Raw genomic sequence first — 23,421 nt, forward strand, 5'->3', positions numbered from 1 at the left:
ATTGTGGAAACGACGAGGAATGTTGTTGTTGTCATGTGACTCAACCCCATGATGTAGCACAGGCAGTCCTTTGGGAATCCCGGGATGAGAAAGAGGACGAAGGAAATAAGAGCCCCCCGGTGTTCCATGACGTAGTCGTATTTCTGGATAATCTCAGGTTTCACTATCCTTTCCACAAAAGGAAGACCAAATATTCTGGCAAGGAGAAAGGCAAGCCACGAACCGATGGTGAGGCCGATGGTGGAATAGATCGTGCCCAGGAGAGGACCATAGAGGTACCCGCCAATGAGGCCGGTGACTTCTCCCGGTATCGGGGCTGCTACAACCTGCAGGATTTGAAGGGATATGAAAACAAACTCGTCATAAGGATGATAGGAATTGATGAAAGCGATCGCCTTCTCCTTATGGATAAAGTAGACATAGAGGTCATAATGAAGAAAACCATAGGTTCCTGAGGCAATCAGGACGAGGAGTAACAGGATCCTGTTGAAAAAGCGGTGATTTATCGAGGTCGTCACAACGGGAGGGTCATTCCTTCTTATCTTCGAGTTTTTTTGCATCTGTTATGTCTTCCGGTTTCTTTTCCGGTTCATTCATGGCTTCTTTAAAACCTCTAATGGCTTTGCCCATAGAATTCCCTATTTCCGGGAGTTTACCGGGCCCGAAGATGATCAAGGCTACGACCAGTATGACAAGAAATTCGGGCATTCCAATTCCAAACATATCTGATCACCCCCTGATTGATACACGATTCTATCAGATACATAACTATAACTCCACTTTTTTCAAGACTGTGAATTTCAGGAACAAACAGATTTTACTCCTATAATTTTTTCAAAATGGTCTACTATTCAAAAATTGGAAAATACACAAAGCGTCACATCACGTCACGCTTCAGAAGCGGTTATGGAGTGCGAAAGATGCCTTCTGGAGAATTTCTTTCCTGTCCTTTTCAATCATAACCGCCCTGAGCTGAAGGTTGTAAAAAATCAGAATCCAGAAAATAACTACTTGGAGGAGGCAACCCGAAACCCGAGGCTGACGTCCCCGTACGGCGGAAAGCCGCTGCCCCGGTTCGAAGCACGGACATCTCCCGGATTGACGTCCCAGCTGCCGCCACGAAGCACCTTCCTACTACCGGAAGATGGACCTTTAGGGTTGTTTCTGGGGCTGCTTGAGTAGTAGTCTTTATCATACCAATCTTGTACCCATTCCCATACATTGCCGGACATGTCATAGAGACCAAGGGAGTTGGGTTGTTTCTGGCCTACCGGGTGGGTTTTATTGCCTGAATTCGAGGTATACCAGGCATAGCTTCCAAGGTCTGAATCGGAGCTTATGCCCGCGTATTTCTCTTTCTTACCACCACTACGGGCGGCATATTCCCACTCTGCTTCAGTGGGGAGGCGGTAGGATTTGCCGTCACGGGAATTGAATTTTTTAATGAATTCCTGGGTGTCATCCCAGGAAACATTTTCTACGGGGCAGGCATCGCCGCAGGATGAAGAACGTGAGGGGTTATTTCCCATAACGGCCTTCCACTGTCCCTGTGTAACTTCATGTTTACCCATATAGAAATCAGAGACGCAGGCATTGTGGACAGGTTTTTCATTGACGTGGCCGTTACTAAAGGTATCCCCCATATCGAAGCAGCCAGCTTTGACAAAGACTAATTCCAATGGGGGCGATGAAGCTGATGAAGCTGGTTCAGGCGACACAATACCGGCTGATCTGCACGCGGCAAGGGATATCAGAAAAATAAAAATCCCGACTGAAAGAATAACCTTCTTGTACATTGAGAACTCCCATAAAAGGTCATTAAATTACATGTTTACATTATACAACAGCCGTTATTGAAATAGTAAGTTTTTTGCTTTATTTTAATTCGTCACCTCTTCTCTCCGATTTTTTTCACCCCCATCACACACAATAAAAGTATATCATAATCTGTTACGATTTTAACGATAACCACTTATAACTTGGTATGTCGAGGCATGAGATCAGGTTGAGGATAGCAGTCAACAATACTCTAACTCATCTTTTTAAAATCTGCGGCAAGGTAAAAAATAGCCGTTCCATAATTAGCTAATTGCCGAGATGTTTCCGAAGCGTTGCTCCGTATTCTTTGTCGAAACGGGAAAGTTTTGCTTCATAACACCATTGTATCCTGGCTTTTGCGCTCTTCTCGATAAAGGTTTTGCATGGTTCGCCGGGATCGGCGTTACCCAAAGTTTCACCCGCACACTGGCTGACAACTTTAGCTGACACAACGTCCTGCCAGAGCGGATTGCCGGGCAGAAAGCTGTACTGAAGGCTCGTCCGCGCCAGCTGTACCACTTCTGCGAAGGTTAAGCGGTATTGGATGACCCCGTAGATCCACTCGCTTGTGAAGTCTGCATAGGAAACCCCCTCGTCGTCCGTCGAGAAGGCAACAGGAACCCCATACTTCCGGAAATATTGCACAAACGGATGTTCCTCACCCGCCACTCCCAGTATCTGCGCATTACTGGTAAACAGGACTTCCACCAAGGTGTTGTTTCGTTTCATCAGTGTAGCCACCGCAATCTTGTCGGCATCATTCAGATAGGTAAAGGAAATGGCATGTCCCACCCGTTTCGCGCCCGCCCGGATCGGACCGGTGATATGCTCCTTCAGCGCCGGATTGCCGGTACCCACGAAACAAGGGGTGATCTCGCCACCATGGAGGGCAATGTTCACTCGTGGAAACCGGTTGTGGAAATAGCTGAAAAATTGCATCTGTGTAGTGAAGCTTTGCATAGAAACGGGCAGGTCTTCGGCGCTGAGCAGGTTCACTCCCACCACCCTTCTTTCCGTATCTGCCAGCAGGCAGGACAAGGCGATCTGGGTGAATATTTTTGGCAGATCGGCACTCCCGTCTTTCAATGCCGAATTCCGGTTTATCGCAGCCTGAAAGTAAAATGAAACCTCGCATGCGGGGTCCTGAGTGGTGGTGCCGCACTTAAGTAAGGCGTTCACTGCGTTCACGTAGGTGGCGACATCTTTTTGCGCCGCGACCACGGCGTCTTTCAATCCTGCGCTCAGCAAATAATCGAACATGGTCGGGTAATTATTGCTTTGAGTGTAAGCTGCGGCGTCCGGATATTTCTGCCGCAACAGATCGGCAAGACGGCTGACCGTCGCTGATTGGAAGGAGATCATGGTTTCTACATAGCTGACGCTCTCACCATTCGCCTGTTGCAGGAGTTTCGCAAGCATCGGCCCCATGTTGTTTGATGAATCGGATACTGCTCCGAATCGGCCAAAGGTCGCAAAAAACTGATCGTGCCCGGCCTGGATCGATGTGATCCCTTTATCGTTGAGCTGGTACATGGAAAGCGATCTAAGCAACTGTTGCCGCTCCTCGGCACTAGCCTGCACCAACGGTTTGAAACCGTTGGTGCAGACACCGGGTGCAGTGTGCCCTGCAATTGTGTACATGGTCGCGACAAGCGGGTCCTGCCCAAAGCAGTCACCATCCGCGCTGCCGAGGTCAATATACTCTTCCGGCATCACAGTTCCCGAAAGGTGATTATGGAGGTCGGCGCCCTTGGGGAATTTCGTCAGGGCATCCACGAGTTCGGGTCGTTCTTTTTTGACGTTGTCGATGAGGCCGAAATAGTCTTTTACGGCACGGTTGTCCTGAGTGCAGATGTTGCCGACCACCGCTACTGAAGCCGGCGATAATTGCGCCGCTTGCTTTTCAACTGTCGGTTCAAGAGACGCGCACCCTTGGAGTATGGAAAGGCCCAATAATAATAACGGAAACAAAACTCGGAACATTGCTTTGCTGCGGTACGGGTTCACTAATTCCTCCTAGTTATTTATCAGTAGACCACTTTCTTCAAATTTGGAAGAAGTACCTAAAGAATATACACATTGTTCAAAGTGCATTGACTAATTGCAAAAGCTGTCAAGCGTGTAGACCATTTAGCTTTTCTTCACAGGCTTACTCGAATGTAAGGACCAAGGAATCCACTTTGCCCCAACAATTAATCTACTGCAAGCAGTAATTTCAGAAATATTAGTATTTACTATTAAACTATGTCAATGAATAATGTTGAACGATAATATTCATAAATTAAAATAGATACCATCTATTTTAGAGGGATAATGACACCACAAAATTTGCAGTATATCACCAATATACCGATGTTGTGCTGCATGAAGTAATTGTTCAACTACTGATCGGGGGCAGGTCAATTTTGCAAGAAAATCATCTATTTATTGCCACCTGCAATCTTGCATGCCGGGCAGCAATGGTAAAAACTCGCCTTCAGGAAGCTAACAAATAACTGGTACAATCGAACACTGTTGTTTAATGAACTGTTTCTTAAATCATACTGAATTTCATTTTCTCGACTACCGATCCGATTATGCTACCTATTGCCGGACATAGGCTGGAGTTTATAGGTAAAGTTGCTTTGAACCTGCACTTGATGGCTCAGTATGGTTTTTCAGGAGGGCCGGACTGCGGGTAATCCCAGCCGAACCCCCACCGGAAAGAAGTCGGCAGCCACCAGACTCCCCCTATCCGAACACCGAAGTGCATGATATTGGCTATTACCGGATGACCTCTGTCGGCCACGCATCTTTTCAATGCCGAATCAGCATGTGTTCTTTCCTCGCGGGTGCCGCCCATCCAATACACCAAATCATGCCTGACACAGCACTCCACCCAATCGCCATTGGGGAAACCTGAACACCCGTCAGATGTAAAAGCATGAGGGGGAGTTGTCCCCTTCACGCTGTCTGTGGTGTATATCTCTGAAATAATCTTGTTGGTCTGGTTGGTATGATCAGCACACCCAACAAGAAAAATGGCAATAAGGGAAATACACAAAATTAAATTATGTGATTTTCTCATAATCTTTTGCCCGTCTTTCGCTCACGTAATGGCCTTCTTCTTGCTCTTTGAACTTGTTTTAACCGGTGCGGTTACTGCAGGCTCGGCGGGCCGCAAGGGAGGTGCTGAATGTGTCACCGTTAATAGCCATGTAACAGGGCAAAGCGAAAAGCACCGCAGCAATAAGATAAAACTTGATGTATCTACTCATTGGTGGCCTCCATATCGAAGATAAAAATCATTGTATCGGTAAAAAATAATGTTATAAAAATTCCACCTTGAGCATGGAGAAGTCGTCTTCAAAACCCTTATTACCATGTATTCCCTGGAGATAGGAATATAGTGAATCTATCTCTGATGTGTCTCCATCCGGTTTGTTTTTTAAGAATTCTTTCAGTTCCTCAAAAGTCCACATTGTCCCGTCGGTTTTTGTTACCTCAAAAACACCGTCAGAAAACACGTATAATCGTGACGGTATATCCACTACAACAGCATCGCCTGCATAAACCATGTCAGGCATACCGCCGATGAACATATTCTGGGTCCTTAGTTCAATTACTTCACCCGATGCGGATATGAACAGTGGGGGCGGGTGACCTGCACTGGCATGTTTCAGCTCTCTGGTAGTTTTATTAAATACCCCGTACCAGATGGTAAAATAGAGGTTGTTCTGCTTCTCCATCTGAAATGTTTCATTCAGGGCAACGAGGACCTCTTCCGGTACCCTGAAATTTGTATTCCGCAGGGTCTGCGATCTCAACACATTAAGGGCAGACACGGACAATAATGCCGGCCCGACACCATGGTCACAGACATCGAGAAGATATATGGCAAAATGCTCCTCATCGATCCAGTGATAACCGAAGGAATCCCCCCCAAGTTCAGCAGAGGGGACATATCGCCATTCTGTAATGATATCACCTTCTTTAACCGGCGCGGGGAGAAGTGAAACAACATATTCGGCTGCACTGGCAAGCTGTGCAGCAAGGACCTGCCGGCTCTTGAAAAGCGCTTGATATGCCTCATTTCTCTGGAGAAGGGCGATGTAGCCTTTTGAGTGGTAGCGTATGCGGGCAATCAGTTCAATCCTGTCAGGAAGTTTAACGAGATAGTCATTGGCGCCCACTGCAAAGGCATCTGCCTTGGTTACTGCCTCTTCCTTACTTGAAAGCACAATAAGAGGGACATCTTTCAGTTTCTTGTGTGCCCTGAAAAACTTCACGAGGGTTAGCCCGTCGATTTCAGGCATAATCAAATCCTGAAGTATCACCGTCGGCGATATCTCTGCTGCCATTTTAATCGCCTGAGTCGGATCCTGGCAATAATGAAAAACAATGTCCTTCTCAGGCGCAAGCATGCGCCTCACCATTTCTCCCACTATAAGCTGGTCATCCACTAAGAAAACCGTAATGGTATGCTCCGTTATGGGAGCTGAAAACTGTCTGGTATCATCAATATTCATAAATGCCCTTCCATGTTTTTAATCTGTTTAACGATTGAATGTACAATTTTTTCGACAGGGAGAATTTCCATTGCTGCCATTTCCATTGCTGCCTCTAATTCTACAGCCGCTTTTGGCATACCGTAGACTGCGGATGTTTTTTCATTCTGGGCTATGGTATACCATCCTGCTTTGCGTAATTCTAAAAGCCCCTTAGCTCCATCTCTTCCCATTCCCGTGAGGAGCACCGCCACGCCTTTCACGGGCCAATAATGTTTTATACTGTAGAAAAACGTGTCCACTGATGGCCTGTATGGATAATCCTTCGGCTCTTCCGTGTAATGGAAGGCAAGATCGGGACCGAGGACCAGATGATCATTCGTTCCTGCAATAAAAACCTTGTCTATTTCCGGATGCATACCTTTTTTCGCAAGAACTACTTTAAGCTTTGTCTGCTCCCCCAGCCATTCTACAAGTCCATTAACAAACTGGACGTCTACATGCTGCACTATCACAATAGATGCACCGAGTTTTACCGGCATCCGGGAGAGAATATCAGCAAGGACCTTTGGACCGCCCGTTGAAGAACCTATAGCTATCATAGGGATGACGGGCTCAAGTGAGGCTGCCGGTACAGCCGTTCCGTTCATTATCTGCCGGCTCTCTTTACCGATAAGTCTTGCTATAATTTCAATCTTTTTGAGCAATTCCTGCCCGCCTTTAACGTTTCCTCTTGCATCAAGCACAGGTGTACCCACTGCGTCGAGGGCCCCTCTCCCCATGGCTTCGAATATCTTTGAGTGATTTGAAACTGCTTCTGTTACGATCAGAATGGCGCAGGGATGATCTTTCATAATCTTCCCGGTAGCATTGACTCCGTCCATAATGGGTAATGTCAGATCCATCAAAATAAGGTCCGGCTTATCTCTGACGGTTTTTTCCACAGCCTCTGCGCCGCTTGAGGCAACCCATGCAATTTCATTTCCCGGCTGAGAGGTAACGACCCTCCGGATAATCTCTACTGACATATCTGTGCTATTAACGATTGCTATACGCATGCTTTACGTTAAATTCCTGTTTAGCGGATAAAGGGCAGCGTTAAACGCAATTAAGAATAAAATGCCGTAAATTCTTAACTCTTCATTATTGATTCATAATTCAACATGATTTTCTCTATGCTCTACGCAGGCTGAAGCCTGCGGCTACCATTTTCACTATTCACTGCCTTTCAGCCTTCAGCCTTCAGCCTTCAGCCTTCATACCTTAGCAGTTACATCCTTTATTGTAAAGAATATTGAAAATCTGTCAAGTTTATTCTATATCGTGCCCGGTCAGTTTCAGGGAATTTTTTTGCCGCCCGTCCCGGTGAAATAGATACCAACTGCATTGCCCATCGGCTTAACACACAAAGGCTTGCCTCAAGGTAATTCGTTACACGGGGCAGGCATTGGCGGGCCAAAATTCTCAGCCCTTACGGGCGAATATATCTTATCATTTCATAGACAAAAACAACACTTTAAGCCCTGAAATTGGCCATTTTCTATGCATAAAACTATTGATTTCAATGGGTTAATTTGGTCCGACTCCGATGGCAAATTATGAATATTCTCCCGGTGGCAACCTCTTTTCCCGCAAAAGAGCGGGGGAGGTATTTTGCAAAGATATCGCATGTGAGCATCGTGTTTAAAGCCAGAAACATGGCATCTATGGACGAGGTAGGGGCGGCAAGAATCCCTGCCAGGGCAAAACCGGAGAGAAGAACGGGAAGGAGAAAGAATATTACCGAGACTGCATTGCTGTCCCATCGTTTCCCGTACAATTCGGGCTGTGTCATATACCCCCGGGTTTTACCGATCAACCATGCCCTGTAGCCCACCAGATAGTAAAGGGAGGTCATTGCGATTGCCGTTCCGAATGCAACGAGACCGTAGATTCTATACCCTTGTGATAGGCCATACCGGGAATGCCGATCATGTAAAAGGCCGTCATGTTTGTGGCGTAGATCGACTCTACGAGGGTAAGGGCGCCGATGATTGTCAGGACGCCGTCATAGTACAGATGGTACGGTATCCACCCGAAAAGCATCGGATAGATCTTACCCCAGGCACAGAAGTCTACATGGAGCAAACACAGGCAGAAGACGACAATCCAGAAGATATGATCCCTCACATAACTTTTCATTGCAGTTTTCCTTCGTTAGTTGATTACGGAAATCGTAAAAATGGCACACATTTTAATCCTGACAAAAAAAATAAAAGCAAGGGGGAAATGAAATCCGATGGTAATCTGAAATATCTTAAGGCCAGTTTGTGATCTTCATAATACCAAGCGCGTCAATACGTCTCTTGATTTCTGCGGTCATTTCGATCTCGTCCGGCCACGGCCGTTCATGGCCGTCAGCAGGACCTTTCCGTGTCGCATCGACGATGATGCCGTCTTCCGTTATTTTCATATCACGGGACGGATCGACGTTATTAAAGGCCTTCCAGAGAATCAGCGCATCATCCGTCAGGTCGACGCGCATGTCGTAAAGAACACAAATACCCTGCGAGAGAAGATCCTTGTCTATCCGCTCAATGTAGTACCGGGAGCTCTTCCCGCCTTCCTTGTCTACCGCAATGAGGACAATGGAATTTACACAATCGGAGAATATCTTTCTTGAAGCAACAAAACCATCGTCGATCCCGCAGAGGCGGCGGAATAACCGGTCATTACTCAAAGAATCCTTCGTCGACCTCTTATTGGTGCGGGGGTGTTCGCCGAATATGCGTCCTGTAGCATCGAAGGCAATCTTTGATCCATAGAGCGGCTGAGGCGCAGAATGGTCAAGAGCATCGAGGATACCTCTGGAAACAGTTACATCTGACTGAAAATCTATAGTGTTCAGGATGTGTTCGAGGAGCGCCTTCCCATCACGGAGGAGGTGTTCATCATCAACAATTACGATCGACTTGGCAAAGCTCATCTGTCCCGTGCCCCAGAGCCCGCTGATTGTCCTGGATGCATGCTGGGGATACTCCTTCTCAATGGCGATGACAACGATATTGTGGAAGACCCCTTCCCAGGGGAGCCAGTAATCTTTAACCTCCGGCATAACGGCCTTTAACATGGGAAGGAAAAGACGCTCCGTGGCAAGGGCAAGGTAACAATCCTCCATAGGCGGTCGCCCGACCACGGTGGCGCTGTAGACGGGGTTGAACCTGTGTGTAATGGCGGTTACATGAAAAACTGGATACTCGCCCTCCAGGGAATAGTACCCTGTGTGGTCCCCGAATGGTCCTTCAATCCGGGTCTCCTCAGGGTCAACATAACCTTCCAGAACGAATTCAGCCTCAGCAGGAACCTCAATATCCACAGTCACCGCCTTCACCATAATAACGGGTCTTTGTCTGATGAAACCGGCCAGAATCATCTCATCCATCCCTCTGGGCAGAGGCGCTGTTGCCGCATAGGTAATCGCAGGATCGACGCCTATAGCCACTGCAACCTCCATGCGCCGGCCCGCCCTCCGGTATTCGTTGTAGTGGTGAGACCCGTCCTTGTGGATGTGCCAGTGCATCCCCGTGGTTTTTCCATCGTATACCTGCATCCGGTACATTCCCGTGTTCCTCCTGCCGTCTGACAGTCCTTTCGTAAAGACAAGGGGCAACGTAATAAACCTTCCGGCGTCCCCGGGCCAGCAATGAAGGACGGGGATTTTCGTCAGGTCCGCCTCATCTCCCTTGAGAATTACCTCCTGACAGGGAGGTCTTTTCATTCGCCGTGTTCGGGGAAAGAACTTCGACCATGCAATGGCCTTGGGGATAAGACTTAATTTGTCGCGCAGGGAATGGGGGGGACCCTGTCTGAGTATCTCGTCGAGCCTCCCGGCCAGCGTATCCGGATCAGAGCCGAGCGCCAGGGCTATCCGCCGTTGGCTGCCGAAGGCGTTGGTGATTACGGGGAACGGCGAACCCTCCACATGTTCAAAAAGGAGAGCCTTCCCTCCGTTGGGTGCCTTCGCCATACGGTCGGTAATCTCGGTAATCTCCAGGACAGGAGAAACCCTCTCAGCAATCCTGACAAGCTCCCCATCCATCTCAAGCCGGGCAATAAATTCACCAAGATTCCGGTAACTCATAAATCCTCCCCTTTCATGTGTCTCCGCATTTTGCTCATGCGGTGCCTCGCAGGATGCTTCCCAACAGGATTGCAACGAATACAAGGATAGAGATGATGCTGTTTACATGGAAAAATGCCGCATTGATCTTTGTGAGGTCCCGGGGATTCACCAGCCTGTGCTCTATGATAAACAGGACGGCGATAATGCCGACGAAGATGAGATAGACGGGACTCAGTGAGAAAAGCCAGTAAAAGCTCAACAAGGACATAACGCTGATTATATGAAGGACTGTGGATATGGCCATGGCGCAGCCTGTCCCAAACCTGACCGGGATGGAATAGAGGCCAGCCGATCTGTCGAAATCCACATCCTGACAGGCATAAAGGATATCAAAACCGGCAATATGCGTCATAAGGGCAAGGCTCAGCACAGTTATGCTTCCGGAGAGAACACCGGTGGCGGCCACCCATACGCCCATAGGCGCCAGTCCGATGGCAAATCCCAAAAATATGTGTGCAAGCCAGGTAACCTGTTTTGTGTAGGAATAGGAAAAGAGAAAGAGCAATACGGGAAAGGAGAGCCAGAAGCATAACGATGAAAGCATGGCAGAGGAACATATGAAAATCAGGCTCGATACGGCGGTAAAAAGGGCAGCCTCCCACCTGGAGATAATGCCTTTCGGTATCTCCCGTATGGTGGTGCGGGGGTTCTGCGCGTCAATGGCTGCATCGGCAATACGGTTGAAGCCCATGGCAGCCGAACGGGCACCCACCATGGCAACGACGATCCAGAAGGCCGTTCTGAGAGTCAATGGCCTTACATTCTGCACCAGGACGAAGGATGACAGGGCAAAGGGCAAGGCGAAGATCGTATGGGAAAACTTGATCATCCGGGAGTACACAAGGGTTTTGGACAGGATTTTCATGGGTTGTGAACGGATGAATAAATCGCGGGTAATACGGAATTGCTGAAATACCATGCAAAACTGTCCCTGTAGAGTTCGATATTCCTGATAATGTCGCTGCTCATATGGTGGTCCGGGGTATCGGAGACAAATTTGAAGAGGTAACATTTCACGTGAAAACACCGGCACGTCTGCACTATGGCAGCCCCTTCCATATCGACGAGTTGTGCGTACGGGGCAATCCTGCGCCTTTCCGAGGAACGGCGTATGGGCCTATCCTGTGTAGCAAGAATGGCAGCTGGAAAAGAGTCAAGCATATCAGGCAGATGCCGGCAGGGGATGCCCGTCTTGAGGTCAGGCCGGTCCGGTTCCATAACCCTTGAGATATGGTAGCATTCTCCGGGGAGGCACTGACTGTCCGTTGCACCGGCAGCCCCGAGGTTGCACAGGCATTTCGGCTCAAAGGTCCGGATAAGGTATGTGGAGGCCATGGCGGCATTCGTTTTGCCTATTCCCGAGATGATGAGACGCATGCGTTCATTGCCGTAAAGACGGAAAGGTCCGGTTTCCCTCTCTTGAAGCGCAAGCAGACTGATGAAGGGGTCTGCCTCCAGCATGGTTGCCATAATAACACCGATCATAGGAGGCCCCGGTCTCGCGACCGCTCTTCGAGGGCTTCAACAGCCTCCATGCCCGTCCTGCCCAGAGAAAGGGTAAATTCATTCACATAGAGGGAGATATGATCGGCGATCACCTGTTCGTCCAATTCCTGGGCATGTCCTTTTATAAAATCTCCCGAATCATGGGGATGTTTTCTTGCATAGCCGATGGAGCCTCTGATGAGGGTTTCGATTGCGGCCTTATGTTTGCTCATGTCACGACGGAGGGCAATACACCCTAGGGGGATGGGAAACCCTGTCTGCGATTCCCACCACTGGCCAAGGTCGATGATCTTGACACAATGATAATCGGGATACACGAAGCGCCCTTCATGGATGATGAGCCCTGCATCGTACTTGCCAGAGGCAATGCCGGGAAGAATGTCATCAAATCTCGTGAAAACGATGTTCCCGCCCGTTCCCTGCCAGAGCTGAAAAAGGAGGTAGGCAGTGGTATATTCGCCGGGAACTGCAATTCGGGCATCCTTCAGAGACTCCATGGGCCCTCGCGCAACGAGCATGGGACCGCACCCGTAGCCGAGAGCAGCGCCCGCATCAAGGAGCTCATAGCTGTCCTTCAGCAGCAGATAAGCGTAAAAAGAGAGCTTCGTCAACGGGTGGGCACAGGCAAAAGCGCGCCTGTTCAGCTCTTCCACATCCTCAATACAAGGATTGAAGCAGAAAGGAGTCGTATCGACACACCGGCTGACCAGGGCGTGGAAGACGAATGTATCGTTCGGGCACGGCGAGAATGCCAGATCAAGGTCGACAACGGACATATCGTTCATGGAAAGGTCCTTATCTCCCTGTATTCCGAGTCTCTCTGGAAGGGTATCTTTCCGGCATCCTTTATAATGTCGATCAGTTCTGTCATGTTGGTCCTATTCTCGATGCCAGTCGCCTTTACCACCGTCTCCTCCATAAGTACGCCGCCCATGTCGTTGGCACCCATTTTCAGGGCGACCTGCGCCATCTTCATCCCTTCAGTAAGCCATCCTGCCTGTATATAGACGACATTGTCCAGGAAGATACGGGAAACCGCCACAACCTTCAGATAATCAATCCCCGTTGAAGCGGCCATACCCTCCATGTCTGTCCGGGCTGGAGAAAAGGACCAGGGGATAAAGGCACGCAGGATACCGGCACGATCCTGGATATCCCGTATAATATCAAGATGGGCAACCCTTTCTTCCAGTGTCTCTCCCATGCCATAGGTCATAGTGGCGCTAGATTTGAGGCCGTGACGCGAAAAGGCCTCCATGACCTCGCACCATTCATCCCTGGTGAGTTTTTTTGGGCTTGCGTAGCGCCGTATCCGGTCAACAAGCAGATCGGAGGCCCCGGGGACAGAATTGAGTCCCGCTGCTTTGAGCCGTTCCAATGTTTCGTCGAGGGTAATGCCTGATTTGCGGGCAATATGGACCAGTTCCGCAGGCGAGAACGAATGGAGATAGATCGCGGGGAAACGGCCCTTGATGGCCTTAATCATATCGATATAGGTATCGATCGTATAACGGGGATGGAGGCCGCCCTGGAGCATCACCTGCGTTCCTCCGATGCGGACGAGTTCTTCCACCTTGGAAAGGATTTCATCTATGGTCAGTTCATAGGGCTCGATACGGCCTGCGCAGGCATGGAAGGCGCAGAAGGCGCAAGATGCCTCACAGACATTGGTAAAGTTGACGATGCGGTCAACGATAAAACTGACTTTGTTGCCCGGAGATACGAGGTTTGTCCGGAAATCGGCAGCCATGCCGAGATCAAGGATATCCCATGAGAAAAGACCGGTTGCCTCAGCCGAATCAATCCGTTCCCCTGCGTATATTCTTTCTTTAAGTCTCATGGGCTTCCCCTCATCTCATAGCTCGCCACGGCCCTTACGGCCTGCAGTCCGGCGTTCTCGATGAGCCTCTTCAGGTGTAACTCGTTTCCCGTGTCCGAGGTGGAAGCACCCGCAGAATGGACCACCTTCTCGTGATGATAGGTTCCGCCGAGGTCATCAACGCCGAAGCGAAGGAGGGTCTGGGCCATTTTTTCGCCGAGATACATCCATAATGCCTTAATATGGGGGACATTGTGCAGAAAAATGCGGCTCGCCGCAAAGAGGCGGATATCATCAAAACCAGTGGATTGATGACGCCTGGGGGCAACGCCTCTCTGTGCGTCATGGTAAGGAAGGGGGACAAAGGTCTTGAACCCCCCCGTCTCATCCTGAAGGCGCCTAACCTGAGAAAGGTGGCTTACGATGTCTTCGGGTCTCTCCAGATGGTTATAGAGCAGTGTGGCGTTTGTCTTCAAGCCGAGGCCATGGGCTGCCTTCATGACTTCGAGCCAGCGTTTTCCCGAGATCTTCTTGGGGGCGATAATGCGCCTGATCTCCGGCGCAAAAATCTCGGAGCCTCCTCCGGGCAAGGCGCCCAGACCTGCATTTTTCATGCGAATCAGGACTTCTTCAAGGGAAAGGCCGTTGATACGGGCAAAATAATCGTACTCCACTGCGGTGAACGCCACAATAAAGATACTCGCTTTAATGGATTTTATCCGTGAGAGCATCTCCTCGAAATAGTCTATTTTCAGTGTAGGGTTAAGGCCACCCACGATATGAACCTCATCGATACCGTAAGAAACCATCTCCCTGACCCTGGATTCTACCGCCTCAAGAGTCAGGGTAAAGGCGCCTTCATCGTCTTCGGAACGGGAAAAGGCGCACAGAGGACACCGCAGTTCGCAGATATTGGTATAATTAAGATTCATGTTTACACTGTAATATGCAATGTCTCCATAGAGCCTTGTCCTCAGAAAATGGGCAACCAGTCCCAGTTCGAGGATGTCCGTCGTGGTAAGCATGCACATTCCATCGGCCTCATCCACCGGCACATCTTTGTAGACCTTTTCGGCAATCGTCCGGAGGTCTTTGTTTTTTATCTTATCGATGAGGTTATTATTCATAGCATCCTTGAATATACCATTAACTGCGGCATTTTTAATACATTTTTGATAGGCTTTTAGAAAGTCATTCCTTGACAAAAACGTGATTTCGGGCTGAAAAGTATATGAAAACGGCGTTAGCGAGTCAAGGAATTTTAGCCCTACAGTTTCCTGAGTTTTTATTGACCGGACTCCGCCGCTCCCATCGCTCGCACGGTGCTCCGCCTCTCACCCGGCCGACCCGCAATCGATGCGGGTACCCCGTATTACCGCTCCTTCCGCCTGTAAGAGAGTAATGCGGTTTGATTCAGGTTTTCATTCCGGCGCCAAGGATGGATTCCCGGCCTCTTTGATGAGTTTGCCAAAAAGGGTGATCGACTGCTCCTCCTTTTCTCCGATCTCATATCTGAGGCAGCTATAGTATTTCACAATAAGTTCCTGCGACAGCGGAAGCCTTTCCCTAGCCCTTTGCGCCACAGCGACTGAATCTTTCATCAATTCACTGTGACTCGCGCTCAGTATCCGAAGATATATCTCTATCTCCCCTCTTTTCTCTTCGAAGGCATATCTGTTCGCGGCGAGTACCGCAAAAACCATTGGCAGGCCCGTGAGCCTTTTCCACTCTATACCAAGGTCGTATATGTGGGGCCGTCTTTGCATCTGTAATTCCCGAAGGGCCTCGTCTCCGATCAGAAGATATGCATCAGCATCCTGAAAAACGGGCACAGACACTTTCTCCAGACCATAATTGTGCTTCAATATCAGCCTGTTCAGTAGAAGTGAGGTCGCCGATTGTGGAGTTTCAAAAACTTTCAGAGTTTTAGACCGGGGAAACCGTGAAAGGTCGATGCTTGAAAAGAGCAGAACACTCATGACAGGACCATCGGAAGATATCCCAAAGCTGCCGATTCTTGTCAAATCATCCATGTGTTCGAGATAAAACGCAGACGAGATGACAGAGACATCAATCTCATTATTGAGCAGCATTCCGTTTAATGCTGACGGAACACCCCTGATCTTCTCAAAATCAAGCCGGGGATCAGAATCGCCTATATCAAGGGGGATCATGTTAATGAAATCTATATGGCCGATACGAATCAACTCACAACAATCCTTATTTTTTTAATGAACCGAACAATAGTTGCATGGTATTCGGTAATCAACATCTGTCTCTTCTGTTGCCCGGGCTTTAAACGGGCAGACTCAATTCTCCCCATCTAGACGCCTATCATTATTATGGTGATTCGGACGGAATCGGGAGTTTCCGATGGAATTATTAAAATTATTGTATCAATATGTCCTTGTCAAGACAAAACTTAACTGGTGTTAGCAAAAAATCAAAACCGGACTTTTCTGTGATATGGTGAAGATGACACTTCAAACTATCAGCAAAGGAGAGATGATATGACCAAGCAATTGCATAACAGACTGACGGAAGAACAAGTTGATGCCATACTGAGCAGATATGTATGAAAGGAACTGAGTACGGTTTTGATTCTTAAATGACAGACAAAACTTAACTGGAGCATGACCTGCCGGACATTGTGAAAATATTGGTTTTATGCATGAATTTTACTTGACGAAACCCGGTACCTTTCTTAAACTAAAACACTTTAAGGTGGATAGTGGAAGATTTCTTATTGTGCCGAGGTAATAAACGTTGTATACCCGACCGGATACCATGAAAGATTTAAAATTGACCAAACCGGTGCACGAAAAACAGACGATTGTGTTGATCGGCAATGTCGCGGTAGGAGAAGGATTCGTCGTGATAGCCGGTCCGTGCGCCGTTGAAAGTGAAAGGCAGACAATTGAAACAGCGCGAGCCGTTAAAATGGCAGGGGCAGATGCCTTAAGGGGCGGCGCTTTCAAGCCGAGAAGTTCTCCCTATGCATTTCAGGGTCTTGGATTGAAAGGCCTCAAGATACTTAAAAAGGCAAAGGAAGAGACAGGGCTGCCTATAATCACGGAAGTGCTCGACCCGAGAGATGTCGTGCTTGTGTCGGAGTATGCCGATACATTACAAATAGGGTCGCGAAACATGCAAAATTTTTCCCTTCTCAAGGAAGTCGGGAAAACAAAAAAACCCGTTTTGCTCAAGCGAGGGATGAATTGTACCATAGAAGAGTGGTTGTACAGCGCCGAATATATTCTCAGCGAAGGAAACCCCTCCGTGATACTCTGCGAAAGAGGGGTGCGCACGCACGAAACATATACCCGGAACATCCTTGACCTTAGCGCTGTTCCTGTGATGAAAGGCCTTACCCATCTTCCCATTATCATCGATCCGTCCCATGCTACAGGAAAAGCAAGCCTGGTGCCCCCTTTGTGCCTTGCCGCTGTGGCCGTAGGCGCAGATGGCATCATCGTTGAGGTCCATGTAGACCCCGAAACGGCCCTATCGGACAAGGAACAGGCCCTGACTCCGAAACAATTTTCAGTGATGATGGAAAAATTACGTACGCTCCATCAGTTTATGAACGGATTGCAATGAAAAGGATAGAGATAATCGGAAAGTCAGGTGCCAGCCGCATCGTTCTTGGCGCTTCAATAAACCGGTTAGGCGAGTACTACAACCCGGACAGGACAATGATTATAACCGATGAAACAGTGCGCCGGCTCCATGGACATCTGTTTCCCCAATGCGACGTTATAGAAATCGGGGCCGGCGAAGAGTCCAAAACGCTGGATACGGTGGAAAGCATATACGATAGATTCCTTCATCGCGAGCTCGATCGCTTTTCATTCATCATTGGCATAGGTGGCGGCATTGTTTGTGATGTCGCAGGTTTTGCCGCTTCGACCTATTTGCGCGGCTTACGTTTCGGCTTTGTGCCTACAACCCTTCTTGCGCAGGTCGATGCGAGTATAGGCGGCAAGAACGGGGTGAACTACAAAGGGTATAAGAACCTCATCGGCACGTTCAACCAGCCTGAATTTGTTTTGTGCGACTTTGAACTGCTTAAAACCCTTCCCGAAGGTGAGCTGAGAAACGGATTCTCTGAGGTGATCAAACACGCTATAATAGGTGATGCCTCATTATTTTCTTATCTTGAGGATGAATGGAAAAATGCGCTGATGCTCGATGCCGATGTAATAGAAAAGATTGTTTCCGACTCCCTCGCAGTGAAGGCAGGCATAGTCTCAATCGATGAAACGGAGAAAAGCAAAAGAAGGAAACTCAATTTCGGCCATACCATCGGTCATGCACTGGAAAAGATCACCGGCAATAAACATGGTGAGGCAATAAGCGCGGGCATGGTTGCAGCAGCCAGGCTTTCTGAAGCCAGGGGCATGCTCTCGCAAGATGACGTTGAAAGGATCGAAGCTGTCTTGAGCAACTTCGGTCTCCCCCTCCGGATTGAAACGGATAAAGATATGATAATAGATGCGATACGGAAAGACAAAAAACGGTCAGGCGAAGAGATAAATTTTGTGCTGCTTCATGACATCGGAAATGCGGAGATTGTGCCGATAAAGATTAAGGAACTTGAAGAGGTGATAGGTGATCTGTGTCAGCATAGGTGAAGGCCCTGCCGAAGAGCTTTTTGAAACGCTGAAGAGGCTCGATTTCGCAGAGATCAGGATGGATATGTTGCGTCTTACCCTCAAAGATGTCCATGACATCTTCTCTATCAATACGGATCTTATTGCAACATATAGACCAGGCGCCACATGTGAAGACGAACGGAAGCAGTTTTTGATCGAAGCGATAGAGTCGGGAGCTGCATACGTAGATATCGAAGTGGACTCAAATGAAGAATTCAAAAAAGATATGGTAGAGAAGGCAAAGTCAAAAGGATGCAAGGTAATCGTTTCTTTCCACGACTATGAAAAGACTCCGGACAGAGAGGAGTTGCTGGGTATTGTCTCTCTCTGTTTTGAATCGGGGGGAGACATCGCCAAAATTGCATGCAAGGTAAATACGGAAAGGGATAATGCAAGGCTCCTCGGTCTTCTGGATTCGGACAAAAACATCGTTGTGACGGGAATGGGTGAAAAAGGGGGCATTACCAGGATTATCGCGCCTCTTCTCGGAAGCCCATTTACCTATGCAGCGCCCGGAAAAGGAAAAGAGACTGCAGATGGGCAGCTTGACATCATAGCAATGAAGAAGTATCTCGGTTTCCTTGCAGGTGACGGAACCGGCAGGGAAATAGAGTTTTAAGGGCAGAGAGAAAATGCACAGGATATACGCAGTGACAGGAAACCCGGTCTTTCACAGCAGAAGCCCTGACATATTCAATGAGGTCTTCCGTGCGTTTTCCATCGATGCCGTTTATACCCGTCTTGCCGCAACCGGTGTAAAAGAGATCATGGATACGACGAAAGAGGTCGGGATATACGGTCTCAATATCACATCCCCATTCAAGGAAGAGATCGTCGAGCATCTTGATGCAGTCGAAGATAATGCACGCAGGATCGGCGCGGTGAATACCGTGGTCAACAAGAAAGGACGGTTTATAGGATACAACACCGATATTGCAGGCGTCTTAGGTGCCTTAAGACACAATAACATCAAAATAAAAGGGATGAAGGCGGTTGTGCTCGGCGCGAGCGGCGCCGGAAAAGCCGCTGTATGTGCACTTCTATCATCCGGTGCGCACGTAACCCTCATAAACCGCACTTATGAAAAGGCAAAGGAGGCTGCAGAAATTCTCGGATGCAGTGCATCTCCGATCGAGGATGTCGGTAAATCCGTTCTTGAGGCCGATATTTTCATTTCATGCATCTCCACAAGCAAGAGGGTCATAGAGCCTTCTTTTCTCAGGAAGGGTCTCGTTGTTCTCGATGCAGATTACTCCAAACGGACTCCACTTCAATTGGACGCAAAGTCAAGGGGATGCAAAATCATTGACGGACGGGAGTGGCTCCTCTTTCAGGCGCTTCCGGCGTTTACCCTCTTTACAAACAAAAAGGCACCGGTGGATATCATGCGCAGGGCCCTTTACCGAAAGACCGGACGCACTAAGAACAATATTGCATTAATCGGTTTTATGGGGGTAGGCAAATCAACGATTGCAGAAAGATTGGCAAGGTTTAAGAATATGATTGCCGTTGATATTGATAATGCCATAGAGGAAAAAACCGGATTCCGGATAGAAGAGATATTCAAACATGGAGGTGAAGAAACTTTCAGGAGGATGGAGAGCAAGGAGGTCTTCGATATAAAAAAGCTTGCCGGCGCTGCCATTACTTGTGGCGGAGGAATTGTATTGGACAGACAAAACGTGGATATCATCAAGAATAATTGCATCCCAGTATGGTTATGGGCAAAGATAGAAACAATATTGGACAGGATTCGAAATGACAGTGCAAGACCGCTCTTGAATGTGAGAAACAGAGAAGCAAGGGCAAGGAGTATACTCAAATCGAGGTTGCACCTTTACGCTCATACCGCAGACTTACTTATAAACACTGAACAGAAAAGCCCTGAAGAAATCGCAGAGAGGATATGGAATGAGATTAATGGCGCCGTCGAGGATTAATGGAACCGTCAAAGCCCCTCCTTCGAAAAGCATGACCGGACGGGCAATCGCCGCTGCGCTCCTGTCAGGAGGCACTTCCGAAATCACCGACCCTTCTTTCTGTGATGATTCCCTGAGCGTAATGTGGATTGCCGAAACATTAGGGGCAGAGATAGTCAGGGGGGAACATAAAATCATCGTTAAGGGCAATGCAGGTCTAAGCGGCAACATGAAAAACAATGTTCTTGACTGCGGGGAATCTGGCCTCTGCATGCGCATGTTCGCGCCTATTGCAGGGCTTACAGGCGACGAATTTACCCTCACGGGTGGCGGCACGCTCCTCCAGCGACCGATGAAAATGGTTGAACAACTTGGTGCACTCGGTGTATTTTGCACGACAAAAAACGGTTTTGCGCCTATAGTAGTGAAAGGCCCTATCACAGGAGGCGATATAACGGTTGACGCTTCAATAAGTTCCCAGTTTTTAACAGGTTTGCTCATGGCCCTCCCGTTGTGTAATGAGGATTCCATTGTCACCGTTGCCAACCTTAGAAGCAGACCATATGTGGAGATGACCGTTTCCCTTCTGAGACTTTACGGGATTAAGATCGTCCATGGGGAAAATTATGAGAGATTCCATATACCAGGAAACCAAACATACAAACCATGCGTTTATAAGATAGAAGGGGACTGGTCAGGTGCGGCCTTTCTTCTGGTTGCAGGAGCGATTGGAGGAGGTGTATTAATGAAAGGATTGAATCCGGACTCCTTCCAGGCAGATAAAGCCGTTATAGACGTGTTGAAAATGGCGGGAGCAGACACAATAATCAATAAAGATCATATTACAGTCGAAAAAGATGGGCTTAATGCCTTTGAGTTTGATGCCACAGACTGCCCCGACCTTTTTCCGCCTCTTGCTGTACTCGCAAGCGCCTGTAAGGGAAAAAGCGTAATCTATGGAGCGGATCGGTTAAGACACAAAGAAAGCGACCGCGCCCGCGCCCTGGTTTCCGAGTTTTCTCGACTTGGAATAACAATAAAACTATTGCATGACAGAATGGAGATACACGGAGGGAAAGTGAAGGGCAACAGAGTGGATTCACATAACGACCATAGAATCGCAATGGCCTGTGCGGTTGCAGCGCTCAACGGAGAGGGGAAAACAACGATAGAAAACGGGGAATGTGTTTCGAAATCGTATCCTGACTTTTTCTCTGATCTGGATGGATTGAGGGTAATCCCATGAATGCATTCGGCAGATTATTCAGGATAAGCATTCTTGGTGAATCTCACGGCGAATATGCAGGCGTCCTTATCGATGGCTGCCCTCCCGGGGTGTCCGTTTCGCCTGATATTTTTACCTTGGACCTCGAAAGAAGGAAAAGCGGGAGAAAAGGTACCACTGAAAGAAAGGAAGCGGATTTGCCGTTGATAAAGAGCGGTGTTTTTAACGGGAAGACCACCGGGGCGCCGGTGCTGATCCTCTTCGAGAACAGGGACATCGATCCGGAGGCCTACAAAAGGATCAAAGATACTCCAAGGCCGGGCCATGCCGATTTTGTTGCCTTTCGGAAGTTCGGCGGGTTTGGCGATTACCAGGGCGGAGGCATGTTTTCCGGTAGATTAACCGTAGGACTGGTTGCCGCAGGGGTAATCGCAAAGAGACTTATTCACCCTGTAAAGATAGAGGCAAAACTGATAGAGGTTGGGGGTTCGAGGGATATTGAAAAGGCAATTGCATCAACCTTGAAAAAGAAAGACTCTATCGGGGGTATCGTAAAATGTAGGGCAAAGGGGTTGCCGGTCGGGTTAGGCGAACCCTTCTTTGATTCAGTGGAATCCCTTATCAGCCATATTGTCTTTTCCATACCGGGCATTAAAGGCATAGAATTCGGGGCCGGTTTCTCCTGCAGCAGAATACCGGGAAGCGAATACAATGACGTCATTATCAATATAAAAGGAAAAACCAGGACAAACAATGCCGGAGGTATAAATGGAGGAATAACAAACGGCAATGAGCTTGTCTTCAGAGTGGCAATGAAGCCTGCATCAAGCACACAGAGGGTGCAGCAGACGATAGATTTGATAACAGGGGCGACTGTCGAGTTCGTAACCGGCGGGAGACACGATGCATGCATAGCGCTGCGTGTGCCCGTCATTCTGGAGGCGGTTACCGCTATCGTGCTTGCAGATTTATACCAAATTCGGAACGAACTACCCCGCCGCAAGCAGGTTGTCCAACAATTATAGTGCCAGATGTGATAAAATAAGTAAAAACAAAAAGGTTTGGGCACAGAGGATAGCATACATACAATTTTATAAAGGACAGACATGGCTTTTACCACCGAGCATAGATGATATGATGCCTGAAGATCACATATGTTATTTAGTAGAAGGCTTTGTGGAATCACTTGATTACACCGAATTTGACATAAAGTATTCAGGGGGCGGACATCCCACATATCATCCGAGAGTGCTGCTTATAATACTCATTATGGGAATAATAGACAGAAGACTTGCCAAGAACAGCAGATAAAATATCATATATGGAATAATAAACATCCTTCAGCAAGCAATGCAGGAGATAGAAACGAATAGAGTAAGACAAGTAAGTATAACCCCGTCCCTGAGAGCCGCTTTATGAAAACCAAAGGCGGCAGGATAGAGTTGGCATATAACTGTCAGGTAACGACATCCAAAGACAGTAGTATTATATTAGCAAATGAAGTCTGCAATGAAAGTACTGAATGTAGCCTTTTGAGTGATAGCGGATGCGGGCAATTAATTCAATCCTGTCCGGAAGTTTAACAAGATAGTCGTTGGCGCCCACTGCAAAGGCATCTGCCTTGGTTACTGCCTCTTCCTTACTTGAGAGCACAATAAGAGGGACATCTTTCAGTTTCTTATGTGCCCTGAAAACCGTAATGGTATGCTCCGTTATGGGAGCTGAAAACTGTCTGGTATCATCAATATTCATAAATGCCCTTCCATGTTTTTAATCTGTTTAACGATTGAATGTACAATTTTTTCGACAGGGAGAATTTCCATTGCTGCC

At 48.1% G+C, this 23,421-nt stretch carries 24 protein-coding genes and 1 pseudogene; 8 read left to right on the forward strand and 17 right to left on the reverse strand.

Annotated elements, in window-relative coordinates; all coding sequences use genetic code 11:
* The 8 genes from NTX75_00550 to cheB all read right to left on the reverse strand — a co-directional run.
* The coding region (locus NTX75_00550) for a TVP38/TMEM64 family protein (GenBank protein ID MCX5814718.1) at nucleotides 1-560 on the reverse strand (560 nt) is incomplete at its 3' end.
* A complete protein-coding gene (gene tatA / locus NTX75_00555; GenBank protein MCX5814719.1) occupies nucleotides 529-723 on the reverse strand; it encodes a twin-arginine translocase TatA/TatE family subunit in 195 nt (64 codons plus the stop codon). The genes tatA and NTX75_00550, both read right to left, overlap by 32 nt.
* 284 nt (nucleotides 724-1,007) lie before the next feature.
* Nucleotides 1,008-1,796 carry a formylglycine-generating enzyme family protein gene (locus NTX75_00560; protein MCX5814720.1) on the reverse strand — a complete coding sequence of 263 codons (789 nt, stop codon included), beginning with the start codon at nucleotides 1,794-1,796 and terminating at the stop codon, nucleotides 1,008-1,010.
* 289 nt (nucleotides 1,797-2,085) lie between these two features.
* Nucleotides 2,086-3,825 carry a hypothetical protein gene (locus NTX75_00565; protein MCX5814721.1) on the reverse strand — a complete coding sequence of 580 codons (1,740 nt, stop codon included), beginning with the start codon at nucleotides 3,823-3,825 and terminating at the stop codon, nucleotides 2,086-2,088.
* Nucleotides 3,826-4,462: 637 nt separating this feature from the next.
* The gene (locus tag NTX75_00570; GenBank protein ID MCX5814722.1) at nucleotides 4,463-4,885 is read right to left on the reverse strand and encodes a hypothetical protein; all 423 of its coding nucleotides are present in this window, start codon (nucleotides 4,883-4,885) and stop codon (nucleotides 4,463-4,465) included.
* A gap of 58 nt (nucleotides 4,886-4,943) precedes the next feature.
* A complete protein-coding gene (locus NTX75_00575; GenBank protein ID MCX5814723.1) occupies nucleotides 4,944-5,075 on the reverse strand; it encodes a hypothetical protein in 132 nt (43 codons plus the stop codon).
* A 51-nt stretch (nucleotides 5,076-5,126) separates the two neighbouring features.
* Nucleotides 5,127-6,326 (reverse strand): fused response regulator/phosphatase, encoded by a 1,200-nt coding sequence (locus NTX75_00580; GenBank protein MCX5814724.1) that lies wholly within the window; start codon nucleotides 6,324-6,326, stop codon nucleotides 5,127-5,129.
* On the reverse strand, nucleotides 6,323-7,363 hold the full coding sequence (gene cheB / locus NTX75_00585; protein MCX5814725.1) for a chemotaxis-specific protein-glutamate methyltransferase CheB: 1,041 nt from the start codon (nucleotides 7,361-7,363) through the stop codon (nucleotides 6,323-6,325). The genes NTX75_00580 and cheB overlap by 4 nt, the downstream gene beginning before the upstream one ends.
* A gap of 540 nt (nucleotides 7,364-7,903) precedes the next feature.
* Here cheB and NTX75_00590 point away from each other — a divergent pair.
* Entirely contained in the window at nucleotides 7,904-8,176 is a 273-nt protein-coding gene (locus NTX75_00590) for a hypothetical protein (protein ID MCX5814726.1), read from the forward strand.
* A gap of 22 nt (nucleotides 8,177-8,198) precedes the next feature.
* Here NTX75_00590 and NTX75_00595 read toward each other — a convergent pair whose 3' ends face one another.
* From NTX75_00595 to NTX75_00630, 8 genes are all read right to left on the reverse strand, one after another.
* On the reverse strand, nucleotides 8,199-8,486 hold the full coding sequence (locus NTX75_00595) for a hypothetical protein (protein ID MCX5814727.1): 288 nt from the start codon (nucleotides 8,484-8,486) through the stop codon (nucleotides 8,199-8,201).
* A 115-nt stretch (nucleotides 8,487-8,601) separates the two neighbouring features.
* On the reverse strand, nucleotides 8,602-10,425 hold the full coding sequence (locus NTX75_00600) for a menaquinone biosynthesis decarboxylase (protein ID MCX5814728.1): 1,824 nt from the start codon (nucleotides 10,423-10,425) through the stop codon (nucleotides 8,602-8,604).
* A gap of 34 nt (nucleotides 10,426-10,459) precedes the next feature.
* Complete coding sequence (ubiA, locus tag NTX75_00605) at nucleotides 10,460-11,332, reverse strand: putative 4-hydroxybenzoate polyprenyltransferase (protein MCX5814729.1); 873 nt, start codon at nucleotides 11,330-11,332, stop codon at nucleotides 10,460-10,462.
* The gene (locus NTX75_00610) at nucleotides 11,329-11,952 is read right to left on the reverse strand and encodes a hypothetical protein (GenBank protein ID MCX5814730.1); all 624 of its coding nucleotides are present in this window, start codon (nucleotides 11,950-11,952) and stop codon (nucleotides 11,329-11,331) included. Before NTX75_00610 ends, ubiA begins: the two co-directional genes overlap by 4 nt.
* On the reverse strand, nucleotides 11,949-12,758 hold the full coding sequence (locus NTX75_00615; protein MCX5814731.1) for a 1,4-dihydroxy-6-naphthoate synthase: 810 nt from the start codon (nucleotides 12,756-12,758) through the stop codon (nucleotides 11,949-11,951). Before NTX75_00615 ends, NTX75_00610 begins: the two co-directional genes overlap by 4 nt.
* Nucleotides 12,755-13,813, reverse strand: coding sequence for a CofH family radical SAM protein (locus NTX75_00620; protein MCX5814732.1), 1,059 nt, complete (start codon nucleotides 13,811-13,813; stop codon nucleotides 12,755-12,757). The genes NTX75_00615 and NTX75_00620 overlap by 4 nt, the downstream gene beginning before the upstream one ends.
* A complete protein-coding gene (locus tag NTX75_00625; GenBank protein MCX5814733.1) occupies nucleotides 13,810-14,919 on the reverse strand; it encodes a CofH family radical SAM protein in 1,110 nt (369 codons plus the stop codon). The genes NTX75_00620 and NTX75_00625 overlap by 4 nt, the downstream gene beginning before the upstream one ends.
* A gap of 294 nt (nucleotides 14,920-15,213) precedes the next feature.
* Nucleotides 15,214-15,999: a menaquinone biosynthesis protein gene (locus NTX75_00630; protein ID MCX5814734.1), complete on the reverse strand. Its 786-nt coding sequence runs from the start codon at nucleotides 15,997-15,999 to the stop codon at nucleotides 15,214-15,216.
* Nucleotides 16,000-16,579: 580 nt separating this feature from the next.
* Here NTX75_00630 and aroF point away from each other — a divergent pair.
* The 7 genes from aroF (at nucleotide 16,580) to NTX75_00665 (ending at nucleotide 22,902) form a co-directional block, all read left to right on the forward strand.
* The gene (gene aroF, locus NTX75_00635; GenBank protein MCX5814735.1) at nucleotides 16,580-17,392 is read left to right on the forward strand and encodes a 3-deoxy-7-phosphoheptulonate synthase; all 813 of its coding nucleotides are present in this window, start codon (nucleotides 16,580-16,582) and stop codon (nucleotides 17,390-17,392) included.
* Nucleotides 17,389-18,426, forward strand: a complete 1,038-nt coding sequence (gene aroB, locus NTX75_00640; GenBank protein ID MCX5814736.1) for a 3-dehydroquinate synthase — start codon at nucleotides 17,389-17,391, stop codon at nucleotides 18,424-18,426. The genes aroF and aroB overlap by 4 nt, the downstream gene beginning before the upstream one ends.
* On the forward strand, nucleotides 18,404-19,066 hold the full coding sequence (locus NTX75_00645; protein MCX5814737.1) for a type I 3-dehydroquinate dehydratase: 663 nt from the start codon (nucleotides 18,404-18,406) through the stop codon (nucleotides 19,064-19,066). The genes aroB and NTX75_00645 overlap by 23 nt, the downstream gene beginning before the upstream one ends.
* Nucleotides 19,067-19,079: 13 nt before the next feature.
* Nucleotides 19,080-20,387, forward strand: coding sequence for a hypothetical protein (locus tag NTX75_00650; protein MCX5814738.1), 1,308 nt, complete (start codon nucleotides 19,080-19,082; stop codon nucleotides 20,385-20,387).
* Complete coding sequence (gene aroA / locus NTX75_00655) at nucleotides 20,359-21,612, forward strand: 3-phosphoshikimate 1-carboxyvinyltransferase (GenBank protein ID MCX5814739.1); 1,254 nt, start codon at nucleotides 20,359-20,361, stop codon at nucleotides 21,610-21,612. Before NTX75_00650 ends, aroA begins: the two co-directional genes overlap by 29 nt.
* Entirely contained in the window at nucleotides 21,609-22,616 is a 1,008-nt protein-coding gene (locus NTX75_00660) for a chorismate synthase (protein ID MCX5814740.1), read from the forward strand. The genes aroA and NTX75_00660 overlap by 4 nt, the downstream gene beginning before the upstream one ends.
* A 151-nt stretch (nucleotides 22,617-22,767) precedes the next feature.
* Nucleotides 22,768-22,902: a hypothetical protein gene (locus NTX75_00665; protein MCX5814741.1), complete on the forward strand. Its 135-nt coding sequence runs from the start codon at nucleotides 22,768-22,770 to the stop codon at nucleotides 22,900-22,902.
* Between the two features lie 210 nt (nucleotides 22,903-23,112).
* Here the strand turns inward: NTX75_00665 and NTX75_00670 are convergent.
* Nucleotides 23,113-23,262: pseudogene (locus NTX75_00670) on the reverse strand (response regulator).
* Nucleotides 23,263-23,421: the final 159 nt, after the last annotated feature.

It is taken from the genome of Pseudomonadota bacterium (genome assembly GCA_026388315.1).
GTDB lineage: Bacteria > Desulfobacterota > Syntrophorhabdia > Syntrophorhabdales > Syntrophorhabdaceae > MWEV01.

Coding starts and splice junctions, on each gene's coding strand:
- tatA (MCX5814719.1), bottom strand. CDS start 723: ATGTTTGGAATTGGAATGCCCGAATTTCTTGTCATACTGGTCGTAGCC.
- NTX75_00560 (MCX5814720.1), bottom strand. CDS start 1,796: ATGTACAAGAAGGTTATTCTTTCAGTCGGGATTTTTATTTTTCTGATA.
- NTX75_00570 (MCX5814722.1), bottom strand. CDS start 4,885: ATGAGAAAATCACATAATTTAATTTTGTGTATTTCCCTTATTGCCATT.
- NTX75_00575 (MCX5814723.1), bottom strand. CDS start 5,075: ATGAGTAGATACATCAAGTTTTATCTTATTGCTGCGGTGCTTTTCGCT.
- NTX75_00580 (MCX5814724.1), bottom strand. CDS start 6,326: ATGAATATTGATGATACCAGACAGTTTTCAGCTCCCATAACGGAGCAT.
- cheB (MCX5814725.1), bottom strand. CDS start 7,363: ATGCGTATAGCAATCGTTAATAGCACAGATATGTCAGTAGAGATTATC.
- NTX75_00590 (MCX5814726.1), top strand. CDS start 7,904: ATGAATATTCTCCCGGTGGCAACCTCTTTTCCCGCAAAAGAGCGGGGG.
- NTX75_00595 (MCX5814727.1), bottom strand. CDS start 8,486: ATGAAAAGTTATGTGAGGGATCATATCTTCTGGATTGTCGTCTTCTGC.
- NTX75_00600 (MCX5814728.1), bottom strand. CDS start 10,425: ATGAGTTACCGGAATCTTGGTGAATTTATTGCCCGGCTTGAGATGGAT.
- ubiA (MCX5814729.1), bottom strand. CDS start 11,332: ATGAAAATCCTGTCCAAAACCCTTGTGTACTCCCGGATGATCAAGTTT.
- NTX75_00610 (MCX5814730.1), bottom strand. CDS start 11,952: ATGATCGGTGTTATTATGGCAACCATGCTGGAGGCAGACCCCTTCATC.
- NTX75_00615 (MCX5814731.1), bottom strand. CDS start 12,758: ATGAACGATATGTCCGTTGTCGACCTTGATCTGGCATTCTCGCCGTGC.
- NTX75_00620 (MCX5814732.1), bottom strand. CDS start 13,813: ATGAGACTTAAAGAAAGAATATACGCAGGGGAACGGATTGATTCGGCT.
- NTX75_00625 (MCX5814733.1), bottom strand. CDS start 14,919: ATGAATAATAACCTCATCGATAAGATAAAAAACAAAGACCTCCGGACG.
- aroF (MCX5814735.1), top strand. CDS start 16,580: ATGAAAGATTTAAAATTGACCAAACCGGTGCACGAAAAACAGACGATT.
- aroB (MCX5814736.1), top strand. CDS start 17,389: ATGAAAAGGATAGAGATAATCGGAAAGTCAGGTGCCAGCCGCATCGTT.
- NTX75_00650 (MCX5814738.1), top strand. CDS start 19,080: ATGCACAGGATATACGCAGTGACAGGAAACCCGGTCTTTCACAGCAGA.
- aroA (MCX5814739.1), top strand. CDS start 20,359: ATGAGATTAATGGCGCCGTCGAGGATTAATGGAACCGTCAAAGCCCCT.
- NTX75_00660 (MCX5814740.1), top strand. CDS start 21,609: ATGAATGCATTCGGCAGATTATTCAGGATAAGCATTCTTGGTGAATCT.